Origin of the sequence: Pseudomonas sp. 7-41 (assembly GCF_021233075.1) — a bacterium.
In the GTDB taxonomy this organism is placed as follows: Bacteria; Pseudomonadota; Gammaproteobacteria; order Pseudomonadales; family Pseudomonadaceae; genus Aquipseudomonas; species Aquipseudomonas veronii.
Window position 1 is genome coordinate 613,720 of sequence record NZ_CP089551.1, and the last position, 11,994, is coordinate 625,713.

Genomic DNA, 11,994 nt, shown 5'->3' on the forward strand with positions numbered 1-11,994 from the left:
AACTCAGGCTGAATGAAAAACGCCCCCGGTCGAAAGGCCGGGGGCGTTTTTTTATGTCTGCAGGTTTTGTGCTGAAGGTGCCGGCCCTATCGGGGGCTTGCCCCCGATAGGGCCCTTGAGAACCCATGCAAAACATGGATCAGAACTTATCGAGCGTCTTGAAATTGGTCTCGCGCACCACTTCCTTGGGCTTGTACGCGCAATACCCCGGCCGCGGGCCGATTTTCGGGTGGTTGCGGCAGGTATCCGGGCGCTTGTCATAAATAGTGCAGAAGCGCGTCTTACGATCCAGGTACAGGCAGTCGTTGTTGCTCATGCGCTGCAGGGTGAAGATCTCGGATTTGCTGTTGTAGCGCTCGACGATGCCTTCCTTCTGCAAACGCTTGGCGATGTTCTTCGGCGGGTCGCCGCGCTCGAATTCATCGACGATGCCAATGCGGATCAAGTCTTTGATCTTCACTTCGACCGGCAGCGTGCAGCAGCTGGACACGCAGCCTCCGCACATGTGGGCGGAATATTTCTGCCAGGTCTCGAGACGGTCGAGTTCCGCGGCGGCGATCAGTTGAGGCTTCATCAGGGTTCCAAGGTGGGGCGGTATCCGGGCGCGCGATCATACCGGGATTGATGGTTTTTTGAACAATATTTTCGGGTTTTCAGCTCGAAGGCGGCTCGAACGGTGATCGGGCACGACCCCTGCATTAAATTCATGCAAAGGTGAATGAGTTAAAAAACTGCCGAACCAGCGCGTCGACCGCCGGTCAGACCGACTAGGCTCTAGCAACTCCTTCAATCTCGCCCGAGGTCACACCGATGTCTCAGGAACCGCTTGCACGAGAAGCAGAGGTAGCCGCATTTCGCGATGCTGTCTTGACCAAACTCACCTACGCGGTGGGCAAAGACCCGGATCACGCCTTCGACCATGACTGGTTCGAAGCCATTGCCCTGGCCGCCCGCGACCAGATGGTCGATCACTGGATGAACCATACGCGGCAAATCTACCGCAAAGGCCAGAAGCGGGTGTATTACCTCTCGCTGGAATTCCTCATCGGCCGCCTGCTCTTCGACAGCCTGAGCAACCTCGGCCTGCTGGAGATCGCTCGCGAAGCGCTCACCGAGTTGGGTGTCGACCTGGAACGCATCCGCCTGCTGGAGCCCGATGCAGCGCTCGGCAACGGCGGTCTGGGACGCCTGGCGGCGTGCTTTATGGAAAGCATGTCGACCCTGGGCATTGCCGGCCATGGTTATGGCATCCGCTATGAGCACGGGCTGTTCCGCCAGGCGATTGTCGATGGCTGGCAGCAGGAGCAGACCGAGCGCTGGCTGGATTTCGGCAACCCGTGGGAGTTCGAACGGGCTGAAGTGATCTACTCGATCGGCTTCGGCGGCAGCGTCGAAACCCTCGCCGATGCCGGCGGCAAGCTGATTCAGGTGTGGTCGCCCAGCGAAACCGTGCGGGCCGTGGCCTACGACACTCCGGTGGTCGGCTGGCGCGGCGCCAGCGTCAACACCCTGCGGCTGTGGCGTGCGCGTGCCGTGGAAGACCTGCACCTGGAGCGCTTCAACGCCGGTGACCACTTGGGCGCCGTCGCCGAAGTGGCCCGCGCCGAAAGCATCTCCCGAGTGCTTTACCCGGCCGACAGCACCGAAGCGGGGCAGGAACTGCGCCTGCGCCAGGAATACTTCTTCGTCTCGGCCTCGCTGCAAGACCTGCTGCGCCGCCACAAGAACATGCACGGCTCGGTGCTGAGCCTGGGCGAACATGCCGCCATTCAGCTCAACGACACGCACCCGTCCATCGCGGTCGCCGAGTTGATGCGGCAACTGGTGGACCTGCACGATATTCCCTGGGAAGCGGCGTGGGACGTCACCGTCGAAACCCTGTCTTACACCAACCACACACTGCTGCCCGAAGCCCTGGAAACCTGGCCGGTCGGCCTGATGGAGCGCATGCTGCCCCGGCACATGCAGATCATCTACCTGATCAACGCGCAGCACATCGACTCGCTGCGCGCCAAGGGCATCCACGATTTCGACGTGCTGCGCGCCGTGTCGCTGATCGAAGAAGACAACGGCCGCCGCGTGCGGATGGGTAACCTGGCGTTCCTCGGCTCCCATAGCGTCAACGGCGTATCCGGCCTGCACACCCAACTGATGCGCAGCACGGTGTTCTCCGAACTGCACAAGCTGTACCCGGAGCGCATCAACAACAAAACCAACGGCATCACCTTCCGCCGCTGGCTGTACCAGGCCAACCCCCAACTCACCGGCATGCTCGTCGACGCGCTGGGCGCGGACATCCTCGACAAGCCCGAACAGCGCCTGATCGAACTCGAACCGTTCGCCGAGAAGCAGGCCTTCCGCAAGGCCTTCGCCGAACAACGCCTGCACAGCAAGCGCGCGCTGGCCGAGATCATCCATGAGCGTCTGGGTATTGCGGTCAACCCGGCGGCGATGTTCGACGTGCAGGTCAAGCGCATCCACGAGTACAAGCGCCAGTTACTCAACCTGCTGCACACCGTGGCGCTGTACCAGGCGATCCGTGCCGAGCCCGAGACCGACTGGGTGCCGCGAGTGAAGATCTTCGCCGGCAAGGCGGCGGCGAGCTATCACCAGGCCAAGCTGATCATCAAGCTGACCAACGACATCGCCCGTACCGTCAACAACGACCCCACCGTGCGCGGCTTGCTCAAGGTGGTGTTCCTGCCCAACTACAACGTCAGCCTGGCGGAAAGCATCATCCCGGCGGCGGACTTGTCGGAGCAGATTTCCACCGCCGGCTTTGAAGCATCGGGCACCAGCAACATGAAATTCGGCCTTAACGGCGCGCTGTCCATCGGCACCATGGACGGCGCCAACGTCGAGATGCACGAGCGCGTGGGCGGCGAGCACATGTTTATCTTCGGCCTCAGCGCCCAGCAGGTGGAGGCCCGCAAGCACGCCGGTGAATTCCACGCCGGGCCGGACATCGCCGCGTCCCATCGTTTGAGCGATGTGTTGCAAGCGATTCGCGGCGGGGTGTTCTCGCCGGACGATCCGGGCCGTTATGTGGGCTTGATCGATGGGCTGATCGAGTACGACCGCTTCCTGGTGTGTGCCGACTTCGATGCCTACTGGGAGGCGCAGACCCGGGTCGACGCGCATTGGCATGATTCCAAGGAATGGTGGCGTTCGGCGGTGCTCAATACCGCGCGGATGGGCTGGTTCTCTTCGGACCGCACCATCCGCGAATACGCCACCGAGATCTGGAAAGCGCTCGACTAAACACCCCAAAACCAAAATGTGGGAGGGGGCTTGCCCCCGATAGCGGACTGTCAATTTGCAGATATGGCGACTGGCACACCGCTATCGGGGGCAAGCCCCCCTCCCACATTGGTCTCGCGTCGATATACTAGGTCCCGGTTTGCTTAGGGAATATCGACCATGCAATGGATTTTCATGCTGATTGGGCTGGCGCTCGGCTGGACGCTCGATGAGTCGTTCGGCGACGCGGGCATCGGCGCGCTGCTGGGGTTGGGCATTGGCCAGGCGATTCGCCTGTCGATGCTGGCTTCGCGCACGGATGAACAAGGCCGTCAGTTGGAGACCGCGCAGAAAGCGCTCACCGCGCTGGAACAACGCCTGGCGCAACTGGAAAAACCTGCGCCTGAACCCGCGCCGCTCGCACACAGTGTGTTGGTCGAATCCCCCGTTGCCGAATCTGCTCCGCCAGCCGAGGCACCCGAACTTGTCTGGGAGTTGCCCGCCGAACTGGCGCCGACCCCCGTCGCCATTGCCGCCGAACCAAGCCAGGCGTTACCGGCGGATGTGTGGACGCCTGCCGAGAAACCGCCTGCACCTGAACCGGTTATCCCCCGAGGCCCGAACCTGATCGAGCGCGCCATCCGCGGCGCGCGCAATTGGCTGTTCGGCGGCAATACCGTGTTACGCGTCGGTGTGGTGCTGCTGTTCCTCGGCCTGGCCTTTTTGCTGCGTTATGCCACCGAAGGCATGGTGGTGCCGATCGAACTGCGTTATGCCGGGGTTGCCGCCGCCGCCTTGGGCCTGCTGGGCCTGGGCTGGTGGTTGCGGCTGCGCAACAGCAATTACGGCTTGATGCTGCAAGGCACCGGGATTGCGGTGCTGTACCTGACGGTGTTTGCCGCAATGCGCCTGCACCCGTTGATCGACCCGGGCGCGGCGCTGGGCCTGCTGGTGGCGGTCACGCTGTTTTCGGCGATTCTGGCGATCACCCAGGATGCGTTGGGCCTGGCCTGCGCAGCGGCGCTGGGCGGGTTTGCCGCGCCGATCCTGACCTCCACCGGCGCCGGCAGTCATGTGGCGCTGTTCAGCTACTTCGCCCTGCTCAATGCCGGCATCCTCGCCATCGCCTGGTTCAAGGCCTGGCGCCTGCTCAACCTGATCGGCTTTGTCGGCACCTTCGGCATCGGCTTCGCCTGGGGCCTGCGTTCGTATGCGCCGCAGCTGCTGTGGAGCACCGAGCCGTTCCTGATCGTGTTTTTCCTGATGTACCTGGCCATCGGCCTGCTGTTCACCCGGCGCAAATTGCTGGAGATGAACGATGCGCCCGAGGACGACAGCCGGGGCGCGCTGCTGCGCTGGTCGGCGGCCAAGGGCGATTATGTCGACGGCAGCCTGCTGTTCGGTCCGCCGCTGGTGGGCTTTGGCTTGCAGTTCGCACTGGTACAACACCTGGAGTTTGCTGCTGCGTTCAGCGCCCTGGGCCTGGGCATCATCTACATGGGCCTGGCCCGACTGCTCAGTGGCGGGCGTGCCTTGCTGCTGGCGGAAACCTGTCTGGCCCTGGGCGTGATCTTCGCCAGCCTGGCGATTCCCCTGGGCCTCGACGCGCGCTGGACCGCAGCGGCCTGGGCCGTGGAAGGCGCCGGGATCTTCTGGCTCGGCCTGCGCCAGCAACGGCCGTTGGCGCGGGCGTTCGGCCTGTTGTTGCAACTGGGCTCGGCGCTGGCGTTCCTCAGTGAACTGCGCGTCGGCGCACACACAATGCTGGACGGTGCGCCATTGGGCGCGCTGTTGCTGGGTGCCGCGTTGTTGTTCAGCTTCGCGCAGTTGCGCAACGCCTCCACCGAACAGGCCGCGGCTTGGGAGCGCAAGGGCTTGCCGGTGTTGGCCAGTCTTGGGCTGACCTTTGTGTACCTGCTCGCACCGCTGCTGTTGCTGATCCAAGGCACCGCCATCAGTTGGGCGCTCGCCGGCCTGGCGACGCTGTACGTGGGCCTGCGCATCGGTTCACGGACCTTTCTGTTCACCGCGTTCGCCGTGCAACTGCTGGGTGGCGCGTTGTTCCTGTTGCGCCTGCAAGGCGGTGATGGCGCGGCGGTATTCAGCGCGGGTTGGGGCGGTTTGCTGACGGCCTCGCTGATCGGGCTGGCGTTGATCGGCGGCATGCTGCTGGCGGCCCGTGACGACATGGTGCGCAGCGACGCGCGTCTGTTGCGCGGGTTGTCGGTGGTGCTGCTGGCCGGCCTGGTGTTGATCAACCTGGCCGTGCTGTTTGTGCTGCCTTGGGAAAGCGCCAGCGGGGTGTGGGCGGCGAGTGGTCTGCTGATCATCTGGTTGAGCCTGTACCTGCAACAGCGCGTCAGTTTTGTGTTCGGTTTGCTGCTGCAACTGATCGGCGGCGCGTCGTTCCTGCTGGCAGTGCCGGAACTGCTCGGGCCGTTGACCAATGAAGGTTTGCGTCCGTTGGCGCACAGCGGCTTCTGGACGCCGATGGTGTTGGGCCTGGCCGCTCTGGTCGGCGCCTGGCGCTTGCAGCGCGAACCTCATGCGCCGGTGTTTGCTGTGCTGAAACTGCAACGCCTGTCCGACCTGTTGCTGGTATGGGGCGCGGCCTGGTGGGCGTTGGCGCTGATCGGCGAAGTGCTGCGGTTTATCCCGCAAGAGTTGCAGGGCGCGTTCCTGCTGGGTATCGCCGCGGCGAGCGTGGCGCTCTGGACGCTGTTCGCGGCGCGCCTGCGCTGGGCCTCGCTGGCGATGCTCTGCACCTTGCTGATGCCGGCGGCGGCAGCGGTGTTGCTGGTGTCTGCCCATAGCTACTATCACCCGGCGGCGCAGTTCGGCTGGCTGGCCTGGCTGGTGGTGTTCGCGGTGCATTTCATCTCGTTGCGGCGCTTGGCGGCGGTGGCTCCGGCCAAAGTACTGAGCGTTGCCCATGTGTTGGGTAGCTGGATGTTGATCGGCGTCCTGGCGCTGGAGCTGCGCTACGGCCTGTTGTTGCTGTCGAGCGAATACAACGCCTGGCGCTGGCTGGGCTGGGCGATCCTGCCGAGCCTCTACCTGGTGCTGGCGGCTGCGCCGCGCAGTTGGCCATGGCCGGTGTCGGCCTATGGCAAGGAGTACCGCGTGCTGGCGGCGCTGCCGTTGGCGGTGCTGATGCTCGGCTGGTTCTGGCTGGCCAATACGTTCAGTGACGGTACGGCCAAGCCGTTGCCCTATGTGCCGCTGATCAACCCGCTGGACCTGGGCCTGCTGTTTGCCCTGCTTGGCGTGTATCTGTGGTCGCGCAGTGTGGCGCCGCAGCGCGGGCCGCGTGCCGAATGGATCGCCCAAGGGGTGGCGGGGGCTTCGCTGTTTGCGTTCTTCACGGCGCTGGTGATGCGTACCGCCCACCATTGGGGCGGCGTGCCGTTTCACCTGGACGCGTTGCTGGAGTCGATGCTGGTGCAAGCCGGTTTGTCGATCGTCTGGACCCTGATCGCCCTCGGCCTGATGATCGGCGGTCACCTGCGCCATCGTCGCGAGGTTTGGCTGATCGGCGCGGCGTTGATTGCCGTGGTGGTGGCCAAGTTGTTTTTTGTCGAGCTGAGCAACCGTGGCGGCCTGGCGCGGATCGTGTCGTTCATTGGCGTGGGCGGGTTGTTGCTGGTGGTGGGTTACTTCGCACCGCTGCCGCCCAAGCGCGCCGAACCTGTGTTGGAAACTGAAGGAGCATCCTCTTGATCGGTAAGTTGAGCGTGGCGGTAGTGGGCGTGTGTGCGACATTGTCGGTATGGGCCCAGGAAACGCCCGCCGACTTCTCCGCCCAGGTGCCGCTGAGTGTCAGCGGCAACGGCCCATGGTATCGCCTCGAATTGCCGCTGGCCGTGCAACTGAGTGCGCGCCAGGCCGACCTCAGCGACCTGCGCGTATTCAACGCCGCCGGTGAGCCCCAGGCCTACGCGCTGTCGCGCCAATCTGCGCAACACACCGAGAACCGTAACGTTGCCGATGTGAAGTGGTTCCCGCTGTACGCCGCCGACACCCGCGAAACCTTGCCAGCGGTGGTGATGAAGTCCAGCGCCGAAGGCACCTTGCTGGAGGTGCGTCCCTCCACGGCAACCACGACCGGCCAGCAGGTGCTGCGCGGCTGGGTGCTCGACGCCAGTGCGATCAAGGCGCCGTTGCAGCAACTGAGCCTCGACTGGAGCCACGAGCAAGAAGGTTTCCAGCGATTCAGCATCGAAGCCAGCGATGACTTGCAGCACTGGACGCCCTGGGGCGACGGGCAAGTGGCGCGCTTGTCGTTTGCCGACGAGCGCGTCGAGCAGCACGACGTCAACCTGCCGGGGCAAACGGCGCGTTACCTGCGCCTGTTGTGGCAGGGCCAGGCGGCGCCGCTGTTGACCTCGGCCAAATTGGTCAGCGCCACCCGCAGCAGCCTGCCGACGCCATGGGTGTGGTCGCAGCCGCTCTCCGGCACGCGGCTGCAGGCGGGGGAATACACCTGGCAGTTGCCGGCGGGGCTGAACGTCGAGCGCCTGCGCGTGGAATTGACACAACCCAATACGCTGGCGCCCGTGACCTTGTCGGGGCGACGCGACAGCAAGCAAGCCTGGCAGCCGTTGAGCAATGGTTTGCTGTACCGCCTGACCCAGAACGGCCAGGACGTGGTGCAGGATCAATTGCAGTTGCCGGGCCAGGCGGTCGCCGAACTCAAGTTGCAGGTGGATGAGCGCGGCGGCGGCCTGGGCACCGCCGCGCCGACCCTGCGGGTTGCCGTGCGCGCCACTCAGTTGGTGTTCCTGGCGCGGGGCGAGCCGCCGTTCACCCTGGCGCTGGGGAATGCCTCGGCCAAGGCGGCGAACCTGCCGCTGTCGACCCTGATCCCCGACTACAGCGCCGAGCGCCTCAACACCTTGGGGCAGGCCACGGTGGCGGGGGACGTCAGGGTCACGTCGCCAGCGCTCGTGGCCGCTGTCGACACCGAACCGAACTGGAAAAAACTCGGACTCTGGGCCGTATTGCTGCTCGGTGTGGCGGCGCTGGGGGCCATGGCTTACAGTTTGCTGCGCAAGCCTGCAGCAGCACGTTAAATAACGTCCATGAACTCTATTGGGTTTAAATCCTCTGATAGGAGGAAATACGCCCCGACTCGCGTTAAACTGCGCGGGTTTTTAGCCCCCCCATACATCGGAGCCTTCCATGTCCCGCGTTACCCTGAGTCGCTATTTGATCGAGCAGACCCGCAGTAACAACACGCCTGCCGATCTGCGCTTCCTTATCGAAGTGGTGGCGCGTGCTTGCAAGGAAATCAGCCACGCCGTGTCCAAAGGCGCGCTGGGTGGCGTCCTCGGCAGCATGGGCACTGAAAACGTCCAAGGCGAAGTGCAGAAGAAACTCGACGTGATCTCCAACGAGATCCTGCTCGAAGCCAACGAATGGGGCGGTCACCTGGCCGGCATGGCGTCCGAAGAAATGGACAATGCCTATCAGATCCCGGGCAAATACCCGAAAGGCGCCTACCTGCTGGTGTTCGACCCACTGGACGGCTCGTCCAACATCGACATCAACGCCCCGGTCGGCACCATCTTCTCGGTGCTGCGTTGCCCGAACGAACACCTGAGCCAGAACGAAGCCCTGAACGAAAAGGCCTTCCTGCAGCCGGGCACCCAGCAGGTTGCCGCCGGTTATGCGATCTACGGCCCGCAGACCATGCTGGTGCTGACCTTGGGCGACGGCGTCAAAGGCTTCACCCTGGACCGCGAAATGGGCAGCTTCGTGCTGACCCACGAAGACATCTCGATTCCTGCTTCTACCCAGGAATTTGCGATCAACATGTCCAACCAGCGCCACTGGGAAGAACCGGTCAAGCGCTACGTCAACGAGTTGATGGAAGGCGAAGAAGGCCCGTTGAAGAAAAACTTCAACATGCGCTGGGTCGCGGCGATGGTGGCTGATGTACACCGTATCCTGACCCGTGGTGGCGTGTTCATGTACCCGCGTGACAGCCGCGAGCCGTCCAAGCCGGGCAAGCTGCGCCTGATGTACGAAGCCAACCCGATGTCGTTCCTGGTTGAACAGGCGGGCGGTGTGTCCACCGACGGCCACCAGCGCATCCTCGACATCCAGCCCGAAGGCCTGCACCAGCGCGTGGCGGTGTTCCTGGGTTCGAAGGAAGAAGTCGAGCGCGTGACCGGCTATCACAAGAAGTAAGTGCGGCGAGGGAGCAAGCTCCCTCGGCACGTTCAAGACGTGAAGTCTTGAACGATGAGAAGCCCCGAAACGTTTCAGCGTTTTCGGGGCTTTTTTGTTTTCGTTTGTCGGGAACCAGACACCTGTTTTCCCTTCTAAGCTTCTGGCAGACCCCCAACCTGCCTCGTCCCTCCAGGAGTTATTCCATGTCGTTACGCCGTCTCGCTTTGCTGGCCTTTTGCGTGCTGTTGGCCGCTTGCAGCAAGGTCAATCAGGAAAATTACGCGAAGCTGTCGGCTGGCATGGCCAAGGCCGAGGTGGAGTCGTTGCTGGGTAAGCCGACCGATTGTTCCGGCGCGCTGGGTATGTCCAGCTGCACCTGGGGCGATAAAAACAGCTTTATCAGCGTTCAATATGCCGGTGACAAAGTTCTGATGTTTTCCGGGCAAGGCCTGAAGTAAACCGGGGCGAAAGCCTGCGGGAGAAGAAGAATGATGCGTTTTGTTGTGTTCCTTTGCGCCAGCCTGTTTTTGGCGGGCTGCGCCAGCCATTCTGGCGATGATCTGCAACCCAAGACCGCGGGTAACGTCAACCTCAAGCGTTACCAGGGCACCTGGTACGAATTGGCGCGATTGCCGATGTACTTCCAGCGCAACTGCGCGCAGTCCGAGGCCCGCTACACCTTGTTGCCGGATGGCGATATGTCGGTGTTCAACCGCTGTCTGACCAGCGACTGGAAGTGGGAAGAAGCCAAGGGCACCGCTACGCCGCAAGTGCCGGGCAAGACCGACAAGCTCAGGGTGGAATTCAATAACTGGTTTACCGCGCTGTTGCCGGGCGTCGCCAAGGGCGACTACTGGGTGTTGTATGTCAGCGATGATTACAAGACTGCCCTCGTCGGCAGCCCGAGCCGGCGCTATATGTGGATCTTGTCGCGCACGCCGACGGTCAGCGCCGACACCCGCGAAGACCTGCTGAGCAGGGCACGGCAGCAGGGCTATGACACCACGCGCCTGATCTGGCGCACGTCGGACAAGCAGATGGCGAAGACCTCGCAATAACTCTGGATCAGCACAAATCCAATTGTGGGAGGGGGCAAGTCGAATCGTCGCACCGCCCCTCCCACATTTGTTATCGGTTGCCTGTTAACCGAGTAACTCTCTCAAAACCTGGGTAAACGCCCGGCTGCTCTCTTCTTCAGCGGCATGCCGCCCGTCGCGCACCACCCACTTGCCGTTGACCAGCACATCACGCACCTGGCGATCGCCACCAGCGAACAGCCAGCGATTGAGAATCCCGTCTTCGGTCGCCGTCGCCAGGTACGGATCGTTTCCGTCCAGCACCAGCCAATCGGCGCGCTTGCCCACTTCCAGCCGCCCGATCGGTTGCCCCAGCGCCTGGGCGCCGCCGTCCAGTGCGGCATCGAACAGCGTGCGGCCGACCATCGGTTGGTCGTGGCGATACAAGCGATTGCGCCGCTGATCGCGCAGGCGTTGGCCGTATTCCAGCCAGCGCAGTTCTTCCACCACGCTCAGCGACACATGGCTGTCGGAACCAATACCCAGGCGCCCGCCTTGAGCGAGGAAATCCACTGCCGGAAAAATCCCGTCGCCCAGGTTGGCTTCGGTGGTCAGGCACAAACCGGCAATCGCGCGGCTGTTGGCCATGCGCGTCACTTCCTCGGGGTCGGCATGGGTGGCGTGTACCAGGCACCAGCGCTCATCGACGTCGACGTTGTCATACAGCCATTGCAGCGGGCGTTTGCCGCTCCAGGCCAGGCAGTCGTCGACTTCTTTCTGTTGCTCGGCGATGTGGATATGCACCGGGCAGGCCTTGTCGCTGGCAGCCAGCACGTCTGTGATCTGTTGCGGCGTGACGGCGCGCAGGGAGTGAAAGCACAAGCCCAGTTGCTGCGCCGGCTGTGCGGCGAGGATCGGTTTCAGGCGCGCCTGCAGCTCCAGATAATGTTCGCCGCTGTTGATAAACCGCCGCTGGCCTTCATTGGGTGCCTGGCCGCCAAACCCGGAGTGGCTGTAGAGCACCGGCAGCAATGTCAGGCCAATCCCGCTGCTGGCGGCCGCCTGGCTGATCTGCCGCGACAGTTCCGCGCGGTCGGCATATGGCTGGCCGCTGACGTCGTGGTGGACGTAATGAAATTCCGCGACCGAGGTGTAACCGGCCTTGAGCATCTCGATATACAACTGGCGCGCGATGATCTGCAGTTGCTCCGGATTGATCTTGCCGACCATGCGGTACATCAGCTCGCGCCAGGTCCAGAAGCTGTCGTTCGGGTTGCCGGCCACTTCGGCCAGGCCCGCCATGGCGCGCTGGAATGCATGGGAGTGCAGGTTCGGCATGCCCGCCAACACCGGCCCCCTGAGCCGTTCGGCACCGTCTGCGCTGGCATTGGCCGCGACGTGGGTCAGCAGGCCATCAACGCCGACTTCAAGGCGTACATCGTTGGCCCATCCATCAGGCAGCAGTGCGCGTTCGGCAAAGAAAACGGACATGTTCAGGGCACCCCGGTCGTGTGTTTATTTGTATATACATATACAGACGTTTGCCTGCTCGGTAAACTCCGGC

General features: G+C 63.1%; 8 protein-coding genes. 6 read left to right on the forward strand and 2 right to left on the reverse strand.

The annotated features are described in order from the left end of the window. Positions 1–139 precede the first annotated feature (139 nt). Entirely contained in the window at positions 140–574 is a 435-nt protein-coding gene (locus tag LQ249_RS02645) for a YkgJ family cysteine cluster protein (protein WP_017849920.1), read from the reverse strand. Positions 575–810: 236 nt separating this feature from the next. Between LQ249_RS02645 and LQ249_RS02650 the strand changes: the two genes are divergently transcribed. From LQ249_RS02650 to LQ249_RS02675, 6 genes are all read left to right on the forward strand, one after another. Beyond that, positions 811–3,261, forward strand: coding sequence for a glycogen/starch/alpha-glucan phosphorylase (locus LQ249_RS02650; RefSeq protein WP_079442664.1), 2,451 nt, complete (start codon positions 811–813; stop codon positions 3,259–3,261). Positions 3,262–3,420: 159 nt separating this feature from the next. Further along, a complete protein-coding gene (locus LQ249_RS02655) occupies positions 3,421–6,960 on the forward strand; it encodes a DUF2339 domain-containing protein (RefSeq protein ID WP_232566173.1) in 3,540 nt (1,179 codons plus the stop codon). After that, entirely contained in the window at positions 6,960–8,312 is a 1,353-nt protein-coding gene (locus LQ249_RS02660; protein WP_057003779.1) for a DUF3999 domain-containing protein, read from the forward strand. The genes LQ249_RS02655 and LQ249_RS02660 overlap by 1 nt, the downstream gene beginning before the upstream one ends. 109 nt (positions 8,313–8,421) lie before the next feature. Beyond that, positions 8,422–9,432: a class 1 fructose-bisphosphatase gene (locus LQ249_RS02665; protein WP_079442666.1), complete on the forward strand. Its 1,011-nt coding sequence runs from the start codon at positions 8,422–8,424 to the stop codon at positions 9,430–9,432. 185 nt (positions 9,433–9,617) lie between these two features. Continuing rightward, positions 9,618–9,872 (forward strand): hypothetical protein, encoded by a 255-nt coding sequence (locus LQ249_RS02670; RefSeq protein ID WP_017849914.1) that lies wholly within the window; start codon positions 9,618–9,620, stop codon positions 9,870–9,872. A gap of 30 nt (positions 9,873–9,902) precedes the next feature. Next, a complete protein-coding gene (locus tag LQ249_RS02675; RefSeq protein ID WP_017849913.1) occupies positions 9,903–10,472 on the forward strand; it encodes a lipocalin family protein in 570 nt (189 codons plus the stop codon). Between the two features lie 84 nt (positions 10,473–10,556). Here the strand turns inward: LQ249_RS02675 and LQ249_RS02680 are convergent, their stop codons facing one another. Then, positions 10,557–11,921: a formimidoylglutamate deiminase gene (locus tag LQ249_RS02680; RefSeq protein WP_017849912.1), complete on the reverse strand. Its 1,365-nt coding sequence runs from the start codon at positions 11,919–11,921 to the stop codon at positions 10,557–10,559. Positions 11,922–11,994: the final 73 nt, after the last annotated feature.